Source organism: Staphylococcus sp. SB1-57, from assembly GCF_017086425.1.
In the GTDB taxonomy this organism is placed as follows: domain Bacteria; phylum Bacillota; class Bacilli; order Staphylococcales; family Staphylococcaceae; genus Staphylococcus; species Staphylococcus warneri_A.
Map to the genome: position 1 here is coordinate 1,841,180 of NZ_CP070964.1, position 23,902 is coordinate 1,865,081.

Annotated in this window: 26 protein-coding genes; 4 read left to right on the plus strand and 22 right to left on the minus strand. The window is 32.2% G+C overall.

Features of this window, described 5'->3' with window-relative positions; genetic code table 11:
- From JX000_RS09080 to JX000_RS09100, 5 genes are all read right to left on the minus strand, one after another.
- On the minus strand, positions 1-1,317 hold the full coding sequence (locus JX000_RS09080) for a Na+/H+ antiporter family protein (protein ID WP_124228455.1): 1,317 nt from the start codon (positions 1,315-1,317) through the stop codon (positions 1-3).
- 155 nt (positions 1,318-1,472) lie between these two features.
- Entirely contained in the window at positions 1,473-2,954 is a 1,482-nt protein-coding gene (locus JX000_RS09085; protein ID WP_107546474.1) for a leucyl aminopeptidase family protein, read from the minus strand.
- Positions 2,955-3,114: 160 nt separating this feature from the next.
- Positions 3,115-4,323 carry an NAD(P)/FAD-dependent oxidoreductase gene (locus tag JX000_RS09090; RefSeq protein ID WP_002450823.1) on the minus strand — a complete coding sequence of 403 codons (1,209 nt, stop codon included), beginning with the start codon at positions 4,321-4,323 and terminating at the stop codon, positions 3,115-3,117.
- A gap of 263 nt (positions 4,324-4,586) precedes the next feature.
- Complete coding sequence (locus tag JX000_RS09095) at positions 4,587-4,946, minus strand: HesB/IscA family protein (protein WP_002466675.1); 360 nt, start codon at positions 4,944-4,946, stop codon at positions 4,587-4,589.
- A 12-nt stretch (positions 4,947-4,958) separates the two neighbouring features.
- A complete protein-coding gene (locus tag JX000_RS09100; protein WP_037551961.1) occupies positions 4,959-5,204 on the minus strand; it encodes a YuzB family protein in 246 nt (81 codons plus the stop codon).
- A 329-nt stretch (positions 5,205-5,533) separates the two neighbouring features.
- Between JX000_RS09100 and JX000_RS09105 the strand changes: the two genes are divergently transcribed.
- On the plus strand, positions 5,534-6,598 hold the full coding sequence (locus tag JX000_RS09105) for an NAD(P)/FAD-dependent oxidoreductase (protein ID WP_002450826.1): 1,065 nt from the start codon (positions 5,534-5,536) through the stop codon (positions 6,596-6,598).
- Between the two features lie 80 nt (positions 6,599-6,678).
- Here JX000_RS09105 and JX000_RS09110 read toward each other — a convergent pair whose 3' ends face one another.
- Positions 6,679-6,993: a YuzD family protein gene (locus tag JX000_RS09110; protein ID WP_002450827.1), complete on the minus strand. Its 315-nt coding sequence runs from the start codon at positions 6,991-6,993 to the stop codon at positions 6,679-6,681.
- A gap of 99 nt (positions 6,994-7,092) precedes the next feature.
- Between JX000_RS09110 and JX000_RS09115 the strand changes: the two genes are divergently transcribed.
- Complete coding sequence (locus JX000_RS09115) at positions 7,093-7,335, plus strand: NifU family protein (RefSeq protein WP_002433501.1); 243 nt, start codon at positions 7,093-7,095, stop codon at positions 7,333-7,335.
- Between the two features lie 131 nt (positions 7,336-7,466).
- Here JX000_RS09115 and JX000_RS09120 read toward each other — a convergent pair whose 3' ends face one another.
- A complete protein-coding gene (locus JX000_RS09120) occupies positions 7,467-8,303 on the minus strand; it encodes a LysR family transcriptional regulator (RefSeq protein WP_124228457.1) in 837 nt (278 codons plus the stop codon).
- 124 nt (positions 8,304-8,427) lie between these two features.
- Here JX000_RS09120 and JX000_RS09125 point away from each other — a divergent pair, with 124 nt between their 5' ends.
- Positions 8,428-9,420 (plus strand): YeiH family protein, encoded by a 993-nt coding sequence (locus tag JX000_RS09125; RefSeq protein ID WP_206140644.1) that lies wholly within the window; start codon positions 8,428-8,430, stop codon positions 9,418-9,420.
- Between the two features lie 66 nt (positions 9,421-9,486).
- Here the strand turns inward: JX000_RS09125 and dltD are convergent, their stop codons facing one another.
- The 8 genes from dltD to hepT form a co-directional block, all read right to left on the minus strand.
- Positions 9,487-10,686, minus strand: coding sequence for a D-alanyl-lipoteichoic acid biosynthesis protein DltD (dltD, locus tag JX000_RS09130; protein ID WP_124228459.1), 1,200 nt, complete (start codon positions 10,684-10,686; stop codon positions 9,487-9,489).
- A complete protein-coding gene (gene dltC, locus JX000_RS09135) occupies positions 10,683-10,919 on the minus strand; it encodes a D-alanine--poly(phosphoribitol) ligase subunit 2 (RefSeq protein ID WP_002433359.1) in 237 nt (78 codons plus the stop codon). Before dltC ends, dltD begins: the two co-directional genes overlap by 4 nt.
- Before the next feature lie 17 nt (positions 10,920-10,936).
- Positions 10,937-12,151: a D-alanyl-lipoteichoic acid biosynthesis protein DltB gene (gene dltB, locus JX000_RS09140; protein ID WP_145505864.1), complete on the minus strand. Its 1,215-nt coding sequence runs from the start codon at positions 12,149-12,151 to the stop codon at positions 10,937-10,939.
- Complete coding sequence (dltA, locus tag JX000_RS09145; RefSeq protein ID WP_124228461.1) at positions 12,148-13,605, minus strand: D-alanine--poly(phosphoribitol) ligase subunit DltA; 1,458 nt, start codon at positions 13,603-13,605, stop codon at positions 12,148-12,150. The genes dltB and dltA overlap by 4 nt, the downstream gene beginning before the upstream one ends.
- A gap of 14 nt (positions 13,606-13,619) precedes the next feature.
- Complete coding sequence (locus JX000_RS09150; RefSeq protein ID WP_002466673.1) at positions 13,620-13,772, minus strand: teichoic acid D-Ala incorporation-associated protein DltX; 153 nt, start codon at positions 13,770-13,772, stop codon at positions 13,620-13,622.
- 355 nt (positions 13,773-14,127) lie between these two features.
- The gene (locus JX000_RS09155) at positions 14,128-15,090 is read right to left on the minus strand and encodes a 2-hydroxyacid dehydrogenase (protein WP_124228462.1); all 963 of its coding nucleotides are present in this window, start codon (positions 15,088-15,090) and stop codon (positions 14,128-14,130) included.
- Between the two features lie 28 nt (positions 15,091-15,118).
- Positions 15,119-15,898 (minus strand): TIGR01457 family HAD-type hydrolase, encoded by a 780-nt coding sequence (locus JX000_RS09160; protein WP_002450834.1) that lies wholly within the window; start codon positions 15,896-15,898, stop codon positions 15,119-15,121.
- A gap of 2 nt (positions 15,899-15,900) precedes the next feature.
- Positions 15,901-16,332, minus strand: a complete 432-nt coding sequence (gene hepT, locus JX000_RS09165) for a type VII toxin-antitoxin system HepT family RNase toxin (RefSeq protein WP_002450835.1) — start codon at positions 16,330-16,332, stop codon at positions 15,901-15,903.
- A gap of 104 nt (positions 16,333-16,436) precedes the next feature.
- On the opposite strand from hepT, the gene JX000_RS09170 reads away from it, so the two are divergent.
- Positions 16,437-16,703 carry a DUF3055 domain-containing protein gene (locus tag JX000_RS09170; protein WP_002450836.1) on the plus strand — a complete coding sequence of 89 codons (267 nt, stop codon included), beginning with the start codon at positions 16,437-16,439 and terminating at the stop codon, positions 16,701-16,703.
- 76 nt (positions 16,704-16,779) lie between these two features.
- Here JX000_RS09170 and JX000_RS09175 read toward each other — a convergent pair whose 3' ends face one another.
- From JX000_RS09175 to JX000_RS09205, 7 genes are all read right to left on the minus strand, one after another.
- Positions 16,780-17,154: a YutD family protein gene (locus tag JX000_RS09175; RefSeq protein WP_002450837.1), complete on the minus strand. Its 375-nt coding sequence runs from the start codon at positions 17,152-17,154 to the stop codon at positions 16,780-16,782.
- 190 nt (positions 17,155-17,344) lie between these two features.
- Positions 17,345-18,262: a lipoyl synthase gene (gene lipA / locus JX000_RS09180; RefSeq protein WP_002450838.1), complete on the minus strand. Its 918-nt coding sequence runs from the start codon at positions 18,260-18,262 to the stop codon at positions 17,345-17,347.
- An 84-nt stretch (positions 18,263-18,346) separates the two neighbouring features.
- Complete coding sequence (locus JX000_RS09185) at positions 18,347-19,666, minus strand: bifunctional metallophosphatase/5'-nucleotidase (RefSeq protein ID WP_124228464.1); 1,320 nt, start codon at positions 19,664-19,666, stop codon at positions 18,347-18,349.
- Positions 19,667-19,757: 91 nt separating this feature from the next.
- Positions 19,758-20,585, minus strand: coding sequence for a sulfite exporter TauE/SafE family protein (locus JX000_RS09190; protein WP_002450840.1), 828 nt, complete (start codon positions 20,583-20,585; stop codon positions 19,758-19,760).
- A 13-nt stretch (positions 20,586-20,598) separates the two neighbouring features.
- Entirely contained in the window at positions 20,599-21,447 is an 849-nt protein-coding gene (locus JX000_RS09195; RefSeq protein ID WP_124228465.1) for a DUF72 domain-containing protein, read from the minus strand.
- Between the two features lie 157 nt (positions 21,448-21,604).
- A complete protein-coding gene (locus JX000_RS09200) occupies positions 21,605-22,675 on the minus strand; it encodes an NAD(P)H-dependent flavin oxidoreductase (protein WP_206140645.1) in 1,071 nt (356 codons plus the stop codon).
- Between the two features lie 14 nt (positions 22,676-22,689).
- Positions 22,690-23,718, minus strand: coding sequence for a hemolysin family protein (locus tag JX000_RS09205; RefSeq protein WP_124228467.1), 1,029 nt, complete (start codon positions 23,716-23,718; stop codon positions 22,690-22,692).
- Between the last annotated feature and the right edge of the window lie 184 nt (positions 23,719-23,902).

Genomic DNA, 23,902 nt, shown 5'->3' on the forward strand with positions numbered 1-23,902 from the left:
CTATAATACCATGGCCCCAATCGTACCAAAAATAATTAATGGGATATTATAGAATAAAAAGTTTGGAATACAAGTATCTCTAATATGATCATGTTGACCGTCCATATTTAATCCTGCTGTAGGCCCTAATGTAGAATCACTTGCAGGTGATCCAGAATCACCTAACGCACTTGCTGTACCGATTAACGCTATTAATGCCATTGTATCTAAACCAATAGATGCACCAAATGGAATAAACAATGAAGCGATAATTGGTATTGTTGCAAATGAAGAACCTATACCTAACGTCACGATCAATCCGATAATATACATCACTACTATACTAATTAATTTGTGGTCTCCAGTAATACTAGTTAAACTTTTAACCAAATTATCAATATCACCAGTTGCGTTCATAACACCAGCAAAGCCATTGGCAGTTAAAATAACCACACCAATATATGCCATGATTTTAATACCATCTACAAATTGCTCATCTAATTCATACCAACTATATGCACGTGATACAAAGAAGACAAGTACACCTGCTAAAGCACCAAAAATCATTGATTCTGTTAATGTTTGAACAATAAATGTTGCTAAAATGGCAATCACAGTCACAACTAAAATATATGGTTTTAGTTCTGTAACTGTTGCTCTATCATTAATATTTCTCTCTTCATATTTTCTAGGCTTACGATAGACGATAAGTCCTAAAATTAAGCCTACAATATAGCCCATTGAAGGAATAAGCATCGCTTTCCAAATCATATTAAATTCGATAGGATGGTGCGCTTTTTGGAACCCACTTTGAATAATTTGTTGGAATATTTGACCAAAACCATACGGTAATAACACATACGGCCAACATAATCCAAATCCAATAACTAAACCAATCAAGCGTCTATCCATATTTAAATCATTGAATAAACTTAATAATGGCGGAATTACTATTGGAATAAACGCAATATGTACAGGTATTAAGTTCTGACTCATAATACTCATTGCTAAAAGTGCAACAATTATAATCACTTTCACTCTGATTCTTGAAAGTCGACTGTTTTCAGAGTGAATGGCTTTAATAATTTTACCAACTAAGTAATCAGTAATACCACTATAGGAAATTAAAGCGGCAAAGCCACCTAATAACGCATAACTCAGTGCTACTTCGGCCCCATCAACAATATTCTTACCAAATATGTTAATGACTTTTTCAAGGCTCATGCCAGATAGCATACCACCTACTAAAGCACTAATGAATAAACTAATCACAACGTTCAACCTACATAAACATAAAATAATCATTAAAATAACAGCAATCACTACTGCATTAATCATACGCAAAACCATCCTTTACTACTCTATCGAACTAAAGTATTTATGGATAATATCATAGCAACTCAATTTTATAAAGTCAATACGAAATTGAAATCTAGTTTAAATAACCCTTTCAAAAAATATAAAAGGAAGCGCTAAGGCGCTTCCTTAAATAACTATAATGATTTTAACCATTCAACAATCGTTGGAATCATATATCCTGTTGGACCTTTCGGACCTTTATGTGATGGTTTATTTATCGTTGCTGGACCAGCTATATCAAAGTGCAGATGAGGTACTGAGCCACTAAAATGACTGATAAATGAAGCGGCAAATAAAGCTTTCCCTTGTCCATTTGTGTGATTGACTAAGTCTGCGACATCACTATTTTTAATTAACTGTCTTTCTGTTTTTGTAATAGGTAATTCAAACACTTGTTCATCAACGGTTTTAGAGATACTTAAAATCGCTTTTAATTGCTCACTGGCATTAGTTTCAAACGCGGCAGCCTTATCTTCACCTAGAGCCACAATTGCAGCACCTGTTAATGTAGCAAAATCTAAAATAACTTGAGGTTGAAATTGAGTTGCATATGCAACAGCATCACCTAATACTAAACGACCTTCAGCATCTGTATTGAGTACTTCAACTGTTTCACCACTTAATGCGGTATAAACGTCATCTGGTTTCATTGCCTTGTCATTAATCATATTTTCAGCAGAAGCTATGATACCTATAATATTAATTGGTAACGCTAATTGATGAGCAACCTCAATCATGGCAACAACATTTGCAGCGCCACACATATCAAATTTCATCGTTTGCATTCCTATTTTACTTTTAATACTGTAGCCACCTGAGTCATAGGTAATACCTTTTCCAACTAGGACAATTGGCTTCTCATCAGTACGACTACCATCATATTGCATCGTAATCACTCTAGGTTCATGGATAGAGCCTTTTCCTACCGCATGTATCAATCCAAATCCTTCTGATTGTATTTTCTGACCATCTTTAATATCTACTTCTACAGATGAATCTTTAAAGTGTTGTACGACAAGCTCAGCAAAATATTGAGGTGTTAATAGATTAGGGGGAATTTGACTTAATTCACGCGCTAAATTAATTGATTCACCTACCGTTTTACCTTCTTGTATTTTAGTTTCAATTTTCTCAAGGTCACAGTCAACATTTACGTGTAAATCAGGTTGATAAGGTGCACGCTTATCAGATTTATAATTGTCAAACTGATAAATAGCTTGTTCACTTTGCAAACCTAGCGTTTTAGTCACTACATCGTCTTCAATATGTGGACTTAAAAATGAGTTTAGTAACAATTCTGCTTCTGTGATATGTTCTTGTTTTAAAAACTGAAACACATTTCCCCAAATGATTAAATAATCCGCATAAGTTAATTCTTTAATATTTCCTAATCCAACAGTTATAAGACGTTTAGGTTGTTGTTGAATATAAATCATTGATGTCGTTATCTTTCCAGTTGCACCTTGTATAATATGATTTTTCTTTAAAACTTTTAAATCATTCATTAATGATTGTTCGTGATACACGATATCATTTAATTGATTCATATGTTCAGGAATACCAATAATTAATGTATGTATGTCATCTAGATTAGTAGAATTAATTTGGATATTCATCATACAGCCTCCTTTTGATATTTAATTTAAATCAACTATTATGATAAGTAGTTATTTTTAAAGTTACTCTTTCAATAGTTGTAAATGATCTTATTTATATTTAAGCATACAAAAAAGCCTCCAAACTTTTAAGTAAGGAGGCTTCATATATCATAAAAAGTTAGAATTTACCTTTTTTGAATGCAAGACCTACGCCACCGATTTTGAATACAGCACGAGTGTCGATAACTTTCTTCATGAATGCAGCTTTTTTACCAGTAATATCTTTACCGTAAACAATACCTACACCGTCATGAGATCCTAATGAACATACTGTACCACGATCAACATATTCAAATTCTTCTTTAGCTTCGCCATTTAAGATATGTTTGATGTTTTTAGCAACATGTTCACCTTGTTGCATTGCGATTTGAGCTGTTGTTGGTAATGGACGTTCTTCACCTGCTGGGATGAATGCAGAAACATCACCGATAACAAAGATATCATCATGACCTGCAATTGTAAGGTCTTGATTAGTCACAATACGGCCACGTTTAACACCTTCAAATGATTCTTCCATTAAGTGGCTACCACGTACACCTGCAGTCCATACTGATGTACCTGCTTCTAATTGTTGTTTTTCACCATTTACTTCTACTACGAAACCTTTTTCGTTACAAGCAACGATTGGTGTAGCAATTTTAAATTCTACGCCACGGTTTTCTAAGTAGTTTACAGCATGGTTAACTAAGTCATCTGAGAACATTGGTAACATTTTAGGTGCTGCTTCAACACAAGTGATTTTCACTTTGTTTTGGTCAATACCATATTTGCTACATAATTCAGGAATTCGATCAGTTAATTCACCTAAGAATTCGATACCAGTGAATCCAGCACCACCAACTAAGATAGATAAATCTTTGTCGTCTTTCTCTTTAGAAGCTGCATAATTAGCGAATTTATCTTCGATATGACGAGATAATTGACGCGTAGTTAAAACATTTTCAATTTGGAAAGCGTGATCTTTCATTCCGTCAATACCAAATGTTTCACTCACAAATCCTAATGCTACAACTAAGATATCAAAATCATAGATGCCTTTGTCAGTTTCTACTTTTTTAGCATTGCGGTCGATTTTAGTAACTTCTGCAGTTACGAAGTTAACTTTGTCTTTTTTCAATACACTTTCAACTGGGTATAATAAATCTTCATAATTGATTGTACCTGCTGAAGCTTCATGTAACCAAGTTGCTTCGTAATGATAATCATTTTTGTTAATTAGAGTGATTTCCGCTTCTTCTGCAGAAAGTTCTTTTTGTAATTTAGTAACAGTTTGTAAACCTGCATAACCCGCACCTAAAACTAATACTTTTTTACGTTCTTGAGCCATTGTTTTCACCTAAGCTTTCATAATATTTTAACTCCAGTGTAACATACTTAAAAATACACGACCTTTTTAATTAAGCCTTGCATTATAACCACGTCAACACAGTAATTATTACGTCTTTTTTCTTTAAGCTATATCTCGTGAAGTTCACAGAAAAGACAATATTTAATCCAAGTTTAATTCTATAGCTTTTACACAATATTTTCAAGTGACAATAGTCCACATTGTGAAAAATTTAATTTATTAAATTAAAACCGTCATCTCGCCTAGCAATCTTCTGGATTACCTGCAACCTTAGCAGTTCTAAATGAACTACCGCAGCCACATGAAGCAATGGCATTTGGATTATCGATTTGGAAGCCACCACCCATTAGTGATTGTTTGAAATCAATTGTTGTCCCGTTTAATACTGGGGCATCATGTTTATCTACCAATACTTTCAAACCGAAGAATTCTAATACTTCATCGTTTTCACCTGGTTCAGCTTCTGCTGACATACCATAAGTCAATCCTGTGCATCCACCACCATTGACTTTGATTTTAAGATAACCATCAGGCATATCATTACTTTCTAACATGTCTTTTACTTCATAAGCTGCCGCTTCAGTTAAAATAACTGTTTGCATTGTCATAACCTCCTATAATAAATTCGTAAAATCATTTTCTTCTATATGTTTATATATATTATTTAACAAATCGTCCGGTGTATCTCCTTCAACAATATCACCATCAACCAGTGCATACAAGCCGTTGGAGCATATACCACAATTTTGTAAGCATCCATATTCTAAAACATCTACATCAGGATCATTTTCTAACTTTTCATAAACCACATCTCCACCCTTAGCCATATTGGAAATGCAGAATTCAACTAACGGAAACATACGACACCCTCTCTATTATAATAGTTATAATATTATAACAAACCACACGTTATTATGACTATTATTGAGCTTAAAATGTCGGAAATAGAAAAAATTACTAATAAAACAATATATTTAATTTAATTCGATATATATTTGTAGTCAATTTGAAAAACCGATATAATAATCATATAAATACATAGTCATATAAGATAAGATGGTTAAATTTTTGTTCATTTCCATCATTTTTTTGGGCAAAAATGCTCAATATGACATTAGTCTAAAGGGCAATATCAATATTAATGCTCTTATTTATAACATGATTTTTTAGGATAAAGGGGTATACTAAAATGAAAAACATTGTTTTATTAGGCGGGGGTTACGGTAATATGCGCATCATGGCTCGTATATTGCCTAATGCGTTACCAGAAGGATATAGGTTGACTTTAATTGACCGTATGCCATTCCATGGTTTAAAACCAGAATTTTATGCATTAGCTGCTGGTACAAAATCAGATAAAGATGTACGTATGTCTTTTCCAAATGATGCAAATATCAATACAGTTTATGGGGAAATCAATGATATTAATTTAGATGAGCAAATCATCTCTGTAGGTAATTCAAAAATAGATTATGATGAGCTAGTCATTGGTTTAGGTTGCGAAGATAAGTATCATAATGTACCTGGTGCAGATACACATACACATAGTATTCAAACCCTTTCGAAGGCACGCGATACTTTTCATAGTATTAGTGAACTACCTAAAGGCGCTAAAGTTGCTATCGTTGGTGCTGGACTGAGTGGCATTGAATTAGCTAGTGAATTACGTGAAAGTCGTGCAGATTTAGAAATATTATTATATGATCGTGGTCCACGAATTTTACGCAATTTCCCAGAAAAACTTAGTAATTATATTTCAAAATGGTTCTCTAAACACGATGTTACTGTAGTACCCAACTCAGTCATCGATAAAGTCGAACCAGGAAAGATATATAATAATGGTGTTCCTGAAGATGTCGATTTAGTCGTTTGGACGGCTGGTATACAACCAGTTGAAGTAGTTAGAAATTTACCTATAGATATTAATAACAACGGCCGTGTCATTTTAAACCAGTATCACCAAATTCCTACTTATCCAAATGTTTACGTTGTAGGTGACTGTGCAGACTTACCACATGCGCCTAGTGCTCAATTAGCTGAATTACAAGGCGAACAAATCGCTGACGTAATGAAAAAGCAATGGAATAACGAACCATTACCTGAAAAAATGCCAGAACTTAAAGTTCAAGGTTTCTTAGGCTCTCTAGGTGATAAACAAGGATTTGCTTATATTATGGATCGAACTGTTACCGGACGTCTCGCTTCTATCTTAAAATCAGGTGTCCTTTGGTTATATAAATATCATAACGGTTAAAATAAATAAAAGGGGCAATGAAATCATTTTAATTGGTTTCACTGCCCCTATTTTTAATACTCTATATTAACTTTCTGTTTTTAAAATTTTTGATCTACAAACTGCGTAATCTGCTTAGTTTGAATATAACCATCTGCTACATATTCATCATTCATTGTAATCAAAGGATAAAACAACTCATCTTCTTGAATACGTTCAATAAATTGTTGATCGTGATCTGTTAGATTTTCGGTATCCTTTTCAATATCAATATAAGTAAACTCAAAATGATGGTGTGGAAATTTTCGTTTTAACAATGGTTGTAACCAATCAAATGTATCTTTTGATGTCGGTGCATTCACACAACTTGCACATACTACATCTGCCCCATAAACAACAACACTCACTTTAGTCATTGAAATCCCTCGTTTTGATTTATAGATTTTTCTTACTTAATCTATTATAATGTACTAATAATGATAATGAAATAATTTACTTGAAAGGAGACATATCTCATGCCTACTGAGAATGCGACAATGTTTGATCAAGTAGCTGAAGTAATTGAACGTTTACGTCCATTTTTATTACGTGATGGTGGCGACTGTACGTTAGTTGATGTTGAAGACGGCATCGTAAAATTACAATTACATGGTGCTTGTGGTACTTGCCCAAGCTCAACAATAACATTAAAAGCTGGTATTGAACGTGCGTTACACGAAGAAGTACCTGGCGTTATCGAAGTTGAACAAGTATTCTAATGTTTTTCGTTAGTGTAATATAAAGATATAATTTAAAATAATTGATTTCGTTTTATCCCATCTCTGGACGATTAATCCATTGATGGGTGTTTTTTGTTTGTTTACAATTTCCGTTAATTTCAATGTAACGTTTAATCTTCATAACAGCATTGAAATAATTCAATAATAGCTTTCAAATTAACATCTAGATATTTATCTTTATGCTTTATGAGATAAAAATTTCGAAAGACGTCTAACTTGATAGCAGCTAATATATTATTATGTTCTTCATCTAATACAGATTTAGATATAACTGTAAATCCTTTACCAGCCTTCACCATATCAACGATTACTTGATTACTATTAATTTCCACTAAATATGGATGTAATGATAAGTTAGTTAAACCGATTTCTTGGTAAATTCTTGTACCTGACCCTTGTTCTCGAACAAAACATATTTGTTTCGCATCAAAGCCTACTTTTTGATTGTAAATTAAGACCATTTCATCTTGCGATATACATGCTAAATCAATGGTATTATCTTGGATTTCTCTCTCTACAATTCCAATGTCTACAACATTATGTTTAACGTTATCTAAGACCGTATCTGAATTAGTTAAATATGCATTTACATGTAATTCTGGATATTGGTTGGCAATTTCTATTAATTTTTGTGATAAATATTGCTCACCATACGTATAACTACTACCTATAGATAGTACACCCGCTACATCTTTCTTATCATTTTTTAAATTTTGCCAAAGTTCCCGCTCTATATTTTCTCGTTGCAGTGCATATTTTAAAATCTTCTCACCATCTGATGTTAAACGAATCGATGGCCTAGTAAATTCAAAAATTTTAACATTATACTTAGTTTCAAGTCGTTTGATATCACGACTTATTGATGGCTGTGATGTGTACAGATGCGCAGCTGCTTTTGTAAAATTTGCTGTTTTTACTACTTCTATTAATACTTTATATGGATCCATGGATATTCCCCTTAATAAAATATATATATTCATCATATCACTTTTGTTATGTATACTATATCAAATATTTATTTAACGTTATAACAGTACAATGCTAAACTTTCTCTTATAGGAGGAACGTCACATGATTCAACTCAAGCATAAATATTTTTTCATAGGTATGTTATTTACATTTGGTATTGCAATGTTTAGTCTGGCATTATCTAAATTACCTATACTTAACCATGTCGGTGGACTATCTATTGCGATACTTATTGCAATTTTATATCGTCACTTCAAAGGATATCCTGAACAATACAAAGTTGGTATTACATTTTCTTCTAAGCGACTATTGAAAATCGCTATCGTCTTTTACGGTCTCAAGTTGAATATCGATGAAATTTTAGGACGTAGCGGTCCACTATTATTGATGGATGCCTGTATTATCATTTTTAGCATTGTTATGACATATGCCTTAAGTCGTTTGTTTAAAACAGATACGTCAATAACAACTCTATTAGGTGTGGGGACTGGTATTTGTGGGGCGGCAGCTATTGCGGCTATTGCACCTGTCATAAAGTCTAGAGATAAAGATATAGCAATCAGTGTTGGTATTATCGCATTAGTCGGCACTGTCTTTTCATTATTTTATACATTAATCTATTCAATTCTTCAAATGTCACCTATTCATTTTGGTATATGGTCAGGAACCAGTTTGCACGAAATTGCACAGGTTGTATTAGCAGGTAATTATGCAGGCATTGATTCATTAAAAATTGCATTATTAGCTAAATTAGGACGTGTATTTTTATTAATACCTGTGATTATCATTTTTATATTATGTGTTAAATATAAAAATAAAGACAGTGAACAATCACATCGTATCGATTTCCCTTATTTTTTAATTGGCTTTATTGCAATGGCTTTAATTAATACATATATTTCACTTCCACCTGCTTTATTAAAAGTACTAGAAATCATGACCAATATCTTTTTACTAATGGCGATGGTAGCACTTGGATTAAATGTTTCTTTTAAAGATTTAAAATCTAGAGCTTTAAAACCCTTACTCGTTATTATTATTGTATCTATTTGTTTATCGATCCTAAGTTACTTTATCACTCAAACCATATTCTAAAAAAAACGCCTTTCAAGCTTTATATGATGATGTTTATCATCATTGATACTTGAAAGGCGTTTATTATTATTTGTTATCTTCTTGATGCTTTTGTTTATCTTTATGATCTACTTTAGGTTGTTTGTCATCATTCATATGTTTAGCAATTTGTTGGTCAACGTAGACCCAACCTTTCCATCCTATATGAACGGCATCACTAATCACATATTTTTCATAGTCTTTATCTGTCATATCATATATTTTACCGCCATTACCAACGACAGTAGAATGAATTTTTTTATAGACTGCTTGACGTCTATCACTATCAATACCAATATGATCATACCATTTACCATTCGAAGGAATGCTTACATACTGTACATCTGCACCAGCTTTATTCATTGTTTGAACGAGTAATTTTAAGTCTTGGAACTCAGGAGAATTAACGTTAAATTCATAATCACGCTTAACTTTACGTTTATTTCCTTTAATTAATTTCCAATATGGATCTCTAATATGATATTGATTAGATTTTGTATTATCTTTACCAATTTCTTCTGCTTTATTTCTCATTTGACTCCATGATGCTTTTTCATCTGTGGCAGGATCAACATGAGACAATGGTGGTTTAGTGAAAGAGAATAATGATTTAATTGCTTCAATCTTAATTAATTGATTCTCTTTAAATGCTGAAATGTAATTTCCAGATACATTATTCGGATCTTTCGCAACTTGTTTTAAATAATCCTTATTATGGACATGAGGGAATTGTAACAAACGTTTAGCGAAACGTTGTTTCAAATCTTCTGGCATATCCTTTTGATTAAACATTTGGTTAATTTGGGTTTGTGACATACGTGCGTCAAAGTTTTGGTTAGTTAATCCATGATTCGTAAACCATTGGGGAGAGATAATAAAAGTTAATTTTTTACCTTTTAAATTATCATATTGAGACGCAAGTTCCACCGCATTAATCAAATCCGTTGATCCACCAGTACCTAATAAAAATACATTTTTGTCTGAGTGATGCTTATTCAAGGCAATTGCTGGATTGAATGGATCATCTTTACCTAATTCACTAGAACCATAAATTGGATAGTATTTATCTGATTTATAAAGTTGATTTTGAATGAGCGTGCCTTTTAATACTTGATCTGTTAATGAAATTCTATTATTAGCAAGCGTTTTATCAGTTATCAATCCTGTAAACAATTGCGCTGGTAACAGGACAAATATGATGAAAATAACGCCGCTAATTAGAATTGGTAAAAAAGGTTTTAATTTCATCGTAGTTCTTCTAATGCTTCCACAATTTTATTTGGTGTAGCCCACTCATCACGGTCAAAGTCCATAATTGATACTTCGATATCTAATTTATTTTGAATTTCTAATAATAAACCTACAGTTTGGAAAGAATCAATGATACCTTCTTCGAAAATTTCTACATCAGGATTCTCTTTGACGATATCATTTTCTGCGACCTCTGCTAATAAATCTAATACTTGATCTCTAAATTCCATAATTAATTACTCCTTTATTAAATAAATTTACCTGAGAAAATTAAAAAGCCAAACGCAACAAAATGGAAAGTAATCACTACACTTAATGCTGTAGTCCATTTATTTTGCCAACGTGGTGGATGTTTTTTTCTCCATTTTTCATAATAACCATAACCTATAAATAATGCTGCATGGTATAAACCGTATACAATATAGTAAACTTCTAAACCGTGCCAAATCCCCATAATAAAGAAGTTAAGGAAGAATGCAATATTTGACATTGCTAATTGGCTCTTAAACATCTTTTTACGAGACATATAGAATAAAGATCTCATATATATACAATCTCTAAACCAGAATGATAATGTCATATGCCATCTATTCCAGAAATCTTTAATATTTTTAGATTGGAATGGTTTATTAAAGTTAGGTGGTGTTTTAATTCCGTATAAATAACTAAGCGCTATAGCAAATAAACTATAACCTGCAAAGTCAAAGAATAGATAAAAACTATATGCATACATATATAACCACATATGTGTGAATCCATGTAAATTCATTTGTAATGGATTTATCGCATATACTTGAATGAAATAGGCAATAATATATTTATATAAAAAGCCTATCATAATCATGTGGATCGCTTTTAACACTAATTCTCTGTATTCTCCACCAGATGGAACCTTTTTATCATCTTTAACAAATCGTTTATATCTGTCAATTGGTCCAGAAGAAATAGTTGGGAAGAATGATATAAATTGGATTAATTTCCCTACTTTAATTTCTTTAATAGACCCATCACGTATTTCCATAATCAATTGAACACTTTTGAATGTCACATAAGATATTCCAAGGAATCCTACAAATTCAATTAATTTGCTTTCATGGAAATGAATTTGGTGACCACCTAGCCAAGTACTTTGTAACACTTTAACTAATGCTAAAGGTAATATAGACAGAATCATGATAGTTACAAATTTGGCAAATGTGTTATTTTTCTGTCTAGATTTATAATAAAACATGATTAAGGCAACTTGCCAAATGATATATATGATAAAACTTATTAACTGTACGCTTAAGTACTTTTGTCCAAATAAATTGTGCTTATCTGAAGAAAAGATAAATACAATCATAAATGCCGTACTAATACCGTTATATATATAGCTTCGCTTACCTAAAAAGCCAAGAATTATAACAGGAATAAGTACAATAAATGATATTAAGAAGAATGTAAATGTGCCATAAGGTATCATCCGTTAACTACCTCAGCAATCTTTTTACGATCAAGTTTACCATTAGATGTTAATGGTAATTGCTCCATCCAAACAAACTTTCTCGGAATCATGTACTCTGGTAAGCGTGATTTCAGTTCGTCTTTAATAGCTTTAGTCATTTGTCTGTCATCTTCAACTTCTTGTGTTGATACGACCGCACCAATCAAATGAATGACTTTATCATTTTTATATACTGGTACTACTATGGCTTCGCGTATTAAGTCAGAATCACGTAATTGCGACTCTATTTCTTCTAATTCCATACGATAACCATTTAATTTAATTTGGAAGTCGATTCGACCTTGTATAAACCATAAGCCGTTTTCTTCTTTAGCTTTATCACCTGTATGATAAGTTCTTACTCTATCTTCAAAATTAAACACAGCAGCTGTTTTTTCTTCGTTTTTCAAATATCCAACACTGACGCTTTGACCTTGAATAACTAATTCACCATCTTCAGTTGTCGTCAATTTAGTACCTGGTCTAGAAACACCTACTGGAAGTGGATTATATTGTTCTAGTACCTCTGGTGTAATTTGTATACTAGTCACTGCAACTGTCGCTTCTGTAGGTCCATACGTATTATAAATCGTACCATTAGGGAATCGATCTACTAACGCTTTAGCAGTTCTATGTCCTAAAATTTCTCCGCAGAAGAAGAAGTGATTCAAGCTACCATATTGTTCTTCATTTAAAGTCGGTAATAATAAACACATTTCAATAAATGATGGTGTAGAAACCCAAATATTAATTGGTGTCGCTTGTAACATATCATTTAATAATTTAGGTTTATTAATCATATCTTTATCAACTAAGTTTAATGTACCTCCTGAAACTAAACATGGATAAATAGCCATTACAGATAAATCAAATGAAAACGGTGCTTGATTTAACCACTCTTGACCATTCCCAGATTGATTCAATGAATCCATCCATTCCGCAAATTCAACTAAACTTGCATATTCAATTTGTACACCTTTAGGTTCTCCTGTAGAACCTGATGTGAAGATTGTATATACAACATCATTAGCCTTCATTTGGCTATCAAATATTACAGGGTCTTGTGAATTCTCAACGTTTTCAATTGTGATAACTTGAGCGCTTTGTTGTTCCAAAGTGTAATCAGTAGTATTAAAGATATATTCAGGTTGTACTTTATCGATAATCATCTTCACACGTTCTTCTGGCACTGACGTATCGATAGGTACATATCCACATCCTGCTTTAATTGCACCAATCATTCCTACAATCATAAATGGCGACATATGTCCAAATAAAATCATAGGTTGTTGACTACCTTGAAGTTGATGTGCAAGCTTACTAGAAAATTCATCTAGTTCTTTATAAGTGATTTCTTCAGTCGTATGTCTTACTGCAATTGCGTCTGGTTGTTCTTTACTCAATTGACTGAGAATATTAATAATATCTGTCATAGTTTTCTCCCTCATTAAAATTCATTATAAATGAAGTTATTCTGTGTATCTCCGCTTCCATAAATTAAATATAGTGCTATAAATATTGCTAAATATAACAATGTTAAAAGGTACGGTTTCATTGCTAGGTAATACTTATTCGTAGGTTCCTTACCTTTGGACTTCATTTGGCACCTCTCCTAAAATTTAAATATCTTTATTTAAAGCTATAAATGATTCATAGTCTCTTTAAACAAATCCGATATATAATTAATAATTTATATTTTATTTTTATAATTCATTATACTCATTCTTCGAGTGAAATTCAAAACAAATTTTAAACATTAAAACCACTATCTGCTTAATCCAATGTCTTGATATCTATCTTATGCATGAGTATTTATTTAGTGAATATTATTATTCTAAATCTTAAGCGTGAATTAAACAATTACAGATCATATAACAAAATTGTTAGATTAGCCATTATTCAATCAAAAAGCTTGTTTACTTTTCTATCTAAGTAAACAAGCTTTTATATATTATTTAACTTGATACAGGTGTTATGGCTGGTTCATTATTAAGAACTGCTTTAATATTATCAACACACAATTGCACCATACGATCTCGCGTATATTCTGAGGCACTTCCTATATGAGGAACAATCACTACATTAGGCATTTTAAGTAGTGGGTGCTCTACATCAATCGGCTCTTGCTCCAACACATCTAGTCCACATGCCAAAATTTGTCCAGTATTCAATGCATGTACTAAATCATTTTCGTTCACAATTGCACCTCTACCGATATTGATAAAAATGGCATCTGTTTTCATCTTTGCAAAAGCTTCGGCATTGAATTTGTATTTAGTTTCGTCCGTCAAGGGCGCAGTACAAACAACAAAATCACTGTTCTCTAATAGTTCTTCAAATGATACAAATGACGCGTTGTAATCACGTTCTGCATCTTCATGTCTGGAACGATTATGATAAAGAATGTTAGTGTCGAACCCTTTTAATCGTTTGGCAAATGCTTTTCCAATGTCACCCATTCCGAATATACCAATTGTTGATCCATAGACATCTTTTCCTGACAATAAATATGGTCCCCAACTCTTCCACTGACCATCTTGAACATATTTTTCTGCTTCAACAATTCGACGTGCAGTTGCCAACATTAAAGTAAAACCTAATTCAGCAGTTGTCTCGGTAAGTACTTCCGGTGTGTTAGTAACTATGATACCTTTTTGTTTAGCTATATTAACGTCAATATTATCATATCCTACTGCCATGTTTGCGATTACTTTTAGATGTGATGCATTTGCAAGACATGTTTCGTCTATTGTTTCACTTAATGTGATAAAACATGCTATAGCATCTTGTACTTCCGCTAAAAATTTATCTCTAGGCATGGGTATCAAAGACTCATTCCAAACGACTACCTCTGCGATGTCTTCTAATTGTGATATGAATTTTTGAGGGATTTGACGTGTTACAATAATTTTATTCAATTTACAATCTCCTCTCACCTTCATAAATTTATTTTTCTAATTCGGTAATGGCTTCATTTAAATCTTTGAATGAATGCGTTGGTGGTACATCTTTTGTTTGAATTTCTTCAAATGTTGTTACACCTGTTTGTACATGTATCGTATCAATACCAACATTAATGCCTGACATAATATCAGTATCATATAAATCTCCAACCATTGCCACATCTTGTTTATCAAGTTGTAGTATATCTAATGATTTTTCCATAATGATTGTTTCCGGTTTACCGATAAATTGTGGTTGAACCCCAGTAGATACTGTCACAACACTTGTTATCGCTCCATTACCAGGTAAAAAACCACGCTCTTTTGGTATTGAGACATCTGGATTTGTTGAAATAAATGTTGCACCGTTTCTGACTGCTAGTGTTGCAATCGCAAGTTTTTCATACGTTACATTTTCATCTAAACCTATGACCACATAATCTACATTTTCATCATCTTTAACTTCAAGTCCAGCTTCAGTAAGCGCAGTATGTAGACCTTCTCCACCTAACATATAAACAGAAGCACCTGGTGATTTTTCTGAGATATAATCTGCAGTTGCTAATGCAGATGTAACCACTTCATTAGCTGATGCATCAATGTTCATTTCATGTAGTTTTGCTGCGACCTGTTCAGGTGTTTTTGTTGAGTTGTTTGTTACATATAAATGAGGAATTTGATGTTGATTTAAATAATCAATAAATTGACTTGCACCATCAATTTCATCCGTACCTTTATACATCGTTCCATCTAAATCAATTAAATATGCCTTGTAATGCTTCACGCTTAATTCTCTCCTTTACCAAATGCAGTAATTGGAACATTTTCATTATTTAGAAATTGCACAACCTCATTAATAAATTGTTTATAATATGGTAATGCATGGTCAAATAACGGTTCAATTTCCTTAGTATCTAGTTGAATGTAGTTGTGTGCAAATTGCTTTCTAACATCAACAGTTTGATTAATATGCTCTTGTGTCTCTTTTGAAATGACGTTTTCCAATTCTAAAATATCGATAACATCTTTATAATTACCTGGATCTCTTAAAATGAATCCATCAATAATCATATTGCCAATATCGACTGAAGATTCGATTAACATTTGTGCAATTCTTTCAAATGCATATTGATTTGTTTTATTTGTTTCATAATCATTTGTTAATTGTTGTAAGTAATTTAGTTTTTCTGATAGTTTATCTTTATCTACAAAATACATTCCTTAGTCACCTCTTATTATCTTAATCATATCACAACTTTGCAGTACACTTCATTTGTCGTTATACTAACTTTAGTAAATTTCGTATTAAAGGGGTCATAAAAATGATTGATATGTATTTATATGATGATGAAGAACAAAGCCAAGTTCAATTCGTTGGCTTTGTTGGAGAACATAGTCGATACGACTTAATGTTAGTACAAACAGATCGTCATTATGGAAAAACACTTGTCTTAAATATGCAAACTAATAAATTTGGTATCATAGGTTCAGATGATATTGAAGAGGAAGGTTATATCGCTCATATTCTTGGGGTATCAGCTGAAGAAGGCGATGAAATCATTGAATATCTAAATGAGGTTATTCAATAAAAGTAAATCTCCCTCTGTTTACGCTAGCGTTTACAGAGGGAGATTTACTTTTATTGAATATTGTTAATTTATTGTTTTATTTTTCAGTATCTTGGATTGTAGGTTGTATTTTAACATCATGCAATTTATCTTCTTGATCTATAATTGCTGGATCATCTATTTGTTGTTTCACTTCATTTTTAGATAAATGCTTTACTACAAAATAAGGACACCCAAAATTACAATATTCTAATAAGTAGTCCTGAATACTTGAGAAGCGTTTACTGATTTCAGCTTTTTTGTTTGTATCTTTATAGAATCCTTTTAAACGTAATTGATCGTATCCAAAGTCTCCTACGACATAATCATATTTATCTAATATATCTGAATATCTGTTGGCAAATATTTCTTCATCGAAACATGCTCTATAATCTTCTATTAATTCAAAATATTGTTGTTCTACTTTTATCATTTTTTCACCTAATCCACTTTTCGAATGATTATGTCTCTATTTTAACAATTTTAGCCTTTAATATACAATTTTACTCACTTTCGTATACTACATAAATAATCTAAAAAACAAGAACCACTTCATTTATTCTCATAAAGAAAGTGGTTCTATCAAAACATTCAACTTCATTTAATGAATGTCATTACTATGATTAGCTATTTAATTGTTCTTCACCTTGACGTTGTCTTTCTTTTGCAGCTTCATTAACTTGTTCGTCTGCATGATAAGAACTACGTACTAATGGTCCTGCTTGACAATGCTTAAATCCTTTTTCCATTGCTACTTTTCTCATTTTACCAAATTCTAATGGTGTGTAATATTTCTCAACTTTTAAATGTTTACGTGATGGTTGTAAATATTGGCCTATAGTTAAAATATCTACATCATTAGCACGTAAATCATCCATTGTTTCATAAATTTCTTCCATTGTTTCCCCTAAGCCAACCATTAAACTTGATTTTGTAGGAATATCTGGTTGTAATTCTTTAGAACGACGTAAGAATTCTAACGTACGATCATATGTTGCACGAGCACGAACTCTAGGTGTTAGACGACGAACTGTTTCGATATTGTGGTTTAAGATATCTGGTTTAGATGCCATTAAAGTTTCTAACGCGTCGTAGTCACCACCCATGTCTGACGGTAAAATCTCGATTGTAGTGAATGGGTTTCTTGCTCTAACTTTTCTTACTGTTTCAGCATAAACATTTGAACCCGCATCACGTAAATCATCACGAGCTACAGCAGTAATAACAACATGTTTTAAGTTCATTAATTCTACTGATTCTGCAACACGTTCTGGTTCATTTAAATCTAATTCATTAGGCAAACCAGTTTTAACGGCACAGAAACGACAAGCACGTGTACATACAGCTCCTAAAATCATAAATGTAGCTGTACGTCTTTCTCCCCAACACTCATGTATATTTGGACACTTTGCTTCTTCGCAAACAGTGTGTAAATTCTTTTCGCGCATCATTTTCTTAAGGCCAGTATAGTTTTCGTTCGTGTTTAGCTTTATTTTCAACCAATCTGGTTTTCGTAGTATTTCCTCATTTTTTGTAGCCATAACAACGCATACCCTCCTGTTTAATCTCTCTCTTTATTATTATAACGAAATTAACAGTAAATTAAAATCTAATCTATTGTTATTTTAAAATTCCAGTAACTTTTGTTTAAATATATCTCGTAAAAATTCGGGCATTATATATTCTGTTGGAAGTCCTTTCAACGATGGGAAATATCTACCAAATGTATACATATCTACTGTTCCTAAAATATAATGTTCATCATTTTGTATTTCTTTTCCATCTATAAAATAACGTCCCTCTGATTCAATAAAACCTAATCGATATAAAATATATCCCCCAAAAATATCTCCACGGAATCCAAGGCCTTGAGCATGTTCGTGCATATACTCTTGCTTTTGACTTTTAACAATGACTTCTTTAAGTTCTTCGCCTGTCAATTTTACTCTTACAACATTGATGGGATGAGGTAACATGCGATGAATATCAAATTCCGTTATTTCATCCGCTTCAATGCCTTTTACAATTAAACCTGCATTTATAATTGTACAATCTGCATTTGTGAATTCATAGACACTTTCTGCTAATAAATACGACGTTTTTGTGATTACATCTGTTTTATTATCTAACTTAAGCGGGTGATTCACAACTGGCGTACGCATCATCGCCTTTCCTTCCTCATCAAAGTTGGTTTGAACTTCTGGTAACGTTTCTAACGGATGTAAGCACGCAGTCTTCCGAGTTATGCTTTTATTTTCAATTGTTAAGTTCACTTCTCCTAAGTAATGTCCATACTTCCCAGCTGCTGCCATTAAGACTCCATTATTCATTTGGCCATGATCAAAATGGTGATGTGTATGACTACCAAGAATTAAATCAATTTCCGGAATTTCTTGGCATAATTTTTCATCAAAAAATACACCTACATGACTCATTACAATTAGTACATCATATTGTCCATCGTTTGCTTTAATTTCATCTTTGATGGATTCGAGTGGATTTGTAACAATCCAATCCAAAGCTCTATAAAATGGTGTAAATGGTGCTGTTGCCGCTACAAATAATATACGTACACCATCTATTTCTTTTATATATGATGATGCTATACGGTTAGGCAGACGTCCCTCTTCATCAAATACGTTAGCACAAATCACTTCAAATTGTGCATTTGTATATAAATTTTGTAATGCCTCATGCGAAATTGTCATACCTTCGTTATTACCTATTGTTGCAATATCACATTTAGCTTCATTTAATAATTCTATATTTTTCTTTCCTAGGGTTGCTTGTGTAATCGGTGCTGATAAATCAACATGATCACCTATATCCAAATATAGTGAGGGATGTTGAAGTTTTGAGCGATGTTCTGTCATATATGATTGAATACGTGCATATTCGTTGAGATGACTATGAATATCATTAGTATGGTATATAGTTAACTTCAAAATACTTCCCCCTTTTTAAAATGATTTTATAAGGTCATATATAATGTAACATGTATCGTTAAAACGAATAGATTATATGTACTTTTAACTTTTAAATAATAGATTTAATAATTAAATATGCACCTATTAGCAACATTACAGTACGTAACAACATGACGACTGTGTCAGACTTAATCGAATGATTGACTTTAACACCAATTTTAGCGCCTATATAACTAGAAATAATAAGAACAATTGAATAATCCCAAGCTACATGACCTTGTATGATATGTCCAATTGAACTCATCACACTTGAAAAGAAAATCATCATCATACTTGTTCCAACTGCTACATGCGGTGGAAATCTAAATACAATTAACATTAACGGCGTCATTAATGCACCTCCACCAATACCAAACAATCCTGTAAGAATACCGATCAATAAAGTAGCAACAAAAGCAACGAATGGTGGTACGCTATAATGATATGTCTTACCTTCTGCATCTATATATGTTTTTTCGTATTGAGGTTTATTAAATATTTTAAATGGTTTAATTTTATGTCTTACCATTAACAATATGGCTACAAAAATCATAAATATCCCAAAATAGAGATTAAATGACTTTAATGTTAAATATTGACTTAAAAAAGACCCAATTAATGACCCTGGTAATAATCCAAATAAGAAAATAGAGCCATTTTTTATATCAACTTGTTTCGTCTTTAAATAGCCTAATGAGGATGACAACCCAGTCACAATGAGAATGACAGACGATGTCCCTATTGCGATTTGAGTCGTAATACCATGTAATATACTATGATCGACTCCAAGATAGACTAATGTAGGTACAATAATGATGCCTCCGCCAATACCTACTATTGAACCTATAATCGCTGACAATCCACCAATGATAATTAATAATAAAATCGTTAATAACATTTACTTTCGCCTCTTAGAATAATTTTAGTTGTTGTGGTGCTAGTCCTTCATAGTCAATACCGAGAATATTTTGATATGTTTTAGCATTTTGAGCTGCATGACCACCAGAATTATTATTAAAAACAACGTATACTTGTTTAGCTTTTTGTTCTAAAATTTTAACTTTTTGTGCTAAATCCAGTAATTCTGTTTCATTATAATTGTATAAATATCTTACATCTCGCCATTCTTGATCTGTCATATCTTTTTTTGTCCAACCATGTACGTTTCGTCCATGATATCTAACAAAAGCGATATCACTGGTTATTCTATTTACAAGTGGGATACTTGCATCTTTGACTTGTGGTTCATCTACAACTGCATGAATAATTTGATGTTCAGTTAAAAAGGACAATGTTTCCTCTTTAAATTGATCATTAAACCAAGACTGATGTCTGAATTCAACACACATTGGATAGTCTTGCAGTTGTTGTTTAACATATAAAATATACTTGATATTTTGACTAGAACAATCAAACCATGGTGGAAATTGTACCAGTACCATAGCTAGTTTATGACTTTCTTGTAATGGTGCCAACATTTCTTTAAATGCATCAAATAGTTCTTGGCGTGTATCTGAAAAATCTCTAAAATCTGCATGTAGTGTCAAAGCTTGATGTATTTTAACTACAAATTGAAACCTTTCTGGTGTCTCACTTATCCACTTCTTGATATTTCGTTCTGGTTGAATCGCATAGTATGATGCATCAAGTTCTACAATAGGAAAATGACTTGCATATGTTTTTAATTTATCTGATTTTCTAGCTAGATCTTCATATAATGTATCATGATCTCCCCAACCAGTTAGACCTATATTTATCATTTATATCACCAAATTAATGATACCACATAATAAAACGACGATTCACTTTATCTATTTCAAATTCACAGATTCTTATTAATCTATAGGCACCTACAGATAATGCATCAAATAATAAAAACGCTCCCTTAATTATTTAAGAGAGCGTTTGATTTAACAATTATAAATTGGACATATCACTGATACGACTGACCATACGTTCTATTAAGTTTGCTGCATTTTGCTTTTCAGCTAATCTTGGTGATTGACCACTCCATATATGAGTTAGTTCACTATCACCTTGTTGTACTGCAGCCTTTCTAATTTGAGTAGTTAACTGGTTTTGAATCGGGTAATCTGGTATAACTCCTTGATATTCGCTCATTTCTTTAACGAATTGATTATTAATGCCACGAGCATTTTTACCACTAAAAACATTAGTGACCACTGTATCAGTCTCTTTACTTTTTAATATAGTGTCTTTAAGTAACTCGTTTGCTCCACTTTCATGAGAAGTTAAGAATGCAGTTCCCATTTGCACACCTAGTGCTCCTAACATTAGACTGGCAAGTAAACCTCTTTCATCCATAATACCACCAGCTGCGACAACAGGTATAGATACATGATCGACCACTTGAGGTACTAAAGACATTGTGCCAACCATTGGTTCTACATTATGACTAATTTGTAAAAATGACCCTCTATGTCCACCTGCTTCACTTCCTTGAGCTACAACAATATCTATTCCTGCTTTTTCATTTTCTATAGCTTCTTCTACTGTTGTTGCTGTACCAATTAATATCACTTGATGTTCTTTTAACTTTTCAATAGTTAATGCATCAGGAATACCGAATGTAAAACTACAGATTGGTACATTATACTTAATAATCATATTTATAGCTTCTTTAAATTTTTGAGTTTCATCTATGTTAATCACTGGTTCCTCTAAATGAAAAGCTCTCCTATACGGTTTTAACCATGCATTCATATGTTCGACCTGTTGTGGATTTGCTGTAGCATTTTGATGAGGTACAAATAAATTGACCCCAAAAGGTTGAGTGGTCTTTTCTTTAACTGCTTTAATTTCACTTTCCAACTGATCGATACTAAAATATCCAGCTCCTATTGTACCAAGTCCACCTTTTTCGCTGACAGTAGCAACTAAAGATGCAGTAGTACTGCCGGCCATACCTGCTTGAATAATTGGATATTGAATGCCTAATAGACGTGTTAACTTATTGTCATTCCACATATTACTCACCTTTTCTATTTGTTACGCTTCGTTTTATTGAGATAGGTTTGATTTTCTAATTTTTCTTCTTCTTCTTTATCTAATTCATCTTCAATTTCCATTCCTAGCAGCTCTTCAATTAAATCTTCATGTGACACGATTGCATCTGTTCCACCAAATTCGTCTAGTACGATTGCTAAATGTTTTCTAGATATCGTCATTTTTCTAAGTACCCATTCAGCCCTATTATGTTCATTTACGAATAATGGTTCTGATGAGAAATTAGTTATTGATTCGTATTTTTTCTTACTCCATGCTAACAGATATTTAGAATGGAATACACCTATGACATGATCTATATCTTCATCATAAATTGGATAACGGGTATATGGTTCTTTCATAACGGTGTCATATGCTTCATCAAATGAAATATCTTTTGGAAATGCTACAACATTAATACGCGGAGTTGTATCTACATCTTTTATTTTAAGGTTTTCGAAATCTAATACACCTTTTAATCGATTTTGTTCTGTCTCATTAAATGCACCTTCACGTCCTGCCACAATCAACATTGTACGTATTTCTTCTTTAGTATACTGATTATCATCAGCTCTATCTTTTGATAATGATTTACTAATTTTACTTGTTATAGTATTCAACAATTTTGTAATTGGCTTAAGAATAATAACTAATGTGCGAATGATTGGATAAACAATACGTGATGTTTTATCAGGATTTGCTGCTGCGATTGCTTTGGGTATCACTTCAGATACTAATACAATGAATATAATCATGATGACTAGCACAGCTAATACATTAAATTGCATTTTTATAGCAAGAATGGTACCAAACACTGGCAATATAATATTACTTATATTTTTTATGATTAATATAGTTGTTATAAACTCACTTGGTTTATCTAATAATTGGGAAAGTTTTTGTGACCTTTTATCACCATTTTTCGCTTCAGTCTGAAATTTACTTTTATTTGCTGCCGTTAACGCTGTTTCACTAAGTGATAAATAGAATGATACGATTAATAAGAATATGATAGCTATAATCATGAGGCATACTCCTTATTCATACAAATTTTCTTTAATAATAATTAAAACATTCCCTTGAATAAGTTTTTTAAACTATTCAGTCCATAGCGTGAACTTATAAAGTATTTTACTTGAAATACCCAAATAAAAAAACTAGCCAACGGATCATAAAATCCATTGGCTAGCAATGACTGAGATTGATATC

Excerpts from the sequence above, each read along its gene's own strand:
- JX000_RS09080 (WP_124228455.1), bottom strand. The coding sequence starts at position 1,317 with ATGATTAATGCAGTAGTGATTGCTGTTATTTTAATGATTATTTTATGT.
- JX000_RS09085 (WP_107546474.1), bottom strand. The coding sequence starts at position 2,954 with ATGAATATCCAAATTAATTCTACTAATCTAGATGACATACATACATTA.
- JX000_RS09090 (WP_002450823.1), bottom strand. The coding sequence starts at position 4,323 with ATGGCTCAAGAACGTAAAAAAGTATTAGTTTTAGGTGCGGGTTATGCA.
- JX000_RS09095 (WP_002466675.1), bottom strand. The coding sequence starts at position 4,946 with ATGCAAACAGTTATTTTAACTGAAGCGGCAGCTTATGAAGTAAAAGAC.
- JX000_RS09100 (WP_037551961.1), bottom strand. The coding sequence starts at position 5,204 with ATGTTTCCGTTAGTTGAATTCTGCATTTCCAATATGGCTAAGGGTGGA.
- JX000_RS09105 (WP_002450826.1), top strand. The coding sequence starts at position 5,534 with ATGAAAAACATTGTTTTATTAGGCGGGGGTTACGGTAATATGCGCATC.
- JX000_RS09110 (WP_002450827.1), bottom strand. The coding sequence starts at position 6,993 with ATGACTAAAGTGAGTGTTGTTGTTTATGGGGCAGATGTAGTATGTGCA.
- JX000_RS09115 (WP_002433501.1), top strand. The coding sequence starts at position 7,093 with ATGCCTACTGAGAATGCGACAATGTTTGATCAAGTAGCTGAAGTAATT.
- JX000_RS09120 (WP_124228457.1), bottom strand. The coding sequence starts at position 8,303 with ATGGATCCATATAAAGTATTAATAGAAGTAGTAAAAACAGCAAATTTT.
- JX000_RS09125 (WP_206140644.1), top strand. The coding sequence starts at position 8,428 with ATGATTCAACTCAAGCATAAATATTTTTTCATAGGTATGTTATTTACA.
- dltD (WP_124228459.1), bottom strand. The coding sequence starts at position 10,686 with ATGAAATTAAAACCTTTTTTACCAATTCTAATTAGCGGCGTTATTTTC.
- dltC (WP_002433359.1), bottom strand. The coding sequence starts at position 10,919 with ATGGAATTTAGAGATCAAGTATTAGATTTATTAGCAGAGGTCGCAGAA.
- dltB (WP_145505864.1), bottom strand. The coding sequence starts at position 12,151 with ATGATACCTTATGGCACATTTACATTCTTCTTAATATCATTTATTGTA.
- dltA (WP_124228461.1), bottom strand. The coding sequence starts at position 13,605 with ATGACAGATATTATTAATATTCTCAGTCAATTGAGTAAAGAACAACCA.
- JX000_RS09150 (WP_002466673.1), bottom strand. The coding sequence starts at position 13,772 with ATGAAGTCCAAAGGTAAGGAACCTACGAATAAGTATTACCTAGCAATG.
- hepT (WP_002450835.1), bottom strand. The coding sequence starts at position 16,332 with ATGTATTTTGTAGATAAAGATAAACTATCAGAAAAACTAAATTACTTA.
- JX000_RS09170 (WP_002450836.1), top strand. The coding sequence starts at position 16,437 with ATGATTGATATGTATTTATATGATGATGAAGAACAAAGCCAAGTTCAA.
- JX000_RS09175 (WP_002450837.1), bottom strand. The coding sequence starts at position 17,154 with ATGATAAAAGTAGAACAACAATATTTTGAATTAATAGAAGATTATAGA.
- lipA (WP_002450838.1), bottom strand. The coding sequence starts at position 18,262 with ATGGCTACAAAAAATGAGGAAATACTACGAAAACCAGATTGGTTGAAA.
- JX000_RS09190 (WP_002450840.1), bottom strand. The coding sequence starts at position 20,585 with ATGTTATTAACGATTTTATTATTAATTATCATTGGTGGATTGTCAGCG.
- JX000_RS09195 (WP_124228465.1), bottom strand. The coding sequence starts at position 21,447 with ATGATAAATATAGGTCTAACTGGTTGGGGAGATCATGATACATTATAT.
- JX000_RS09200 (WP_206140645.1), bottom strand. The coding sequence starts at position 22,675 with ATGTGGAATGACAATAAGTTAACACGTCTATTAGGCATTCAATATCCA.
- JX000_RS09205 (WP_124228467.1), bottom strand. The coding sequence starts at position 23,718 with ATGATTATAGCTATCATATTCTTATTAATCGTATCATTCTATTTATCA.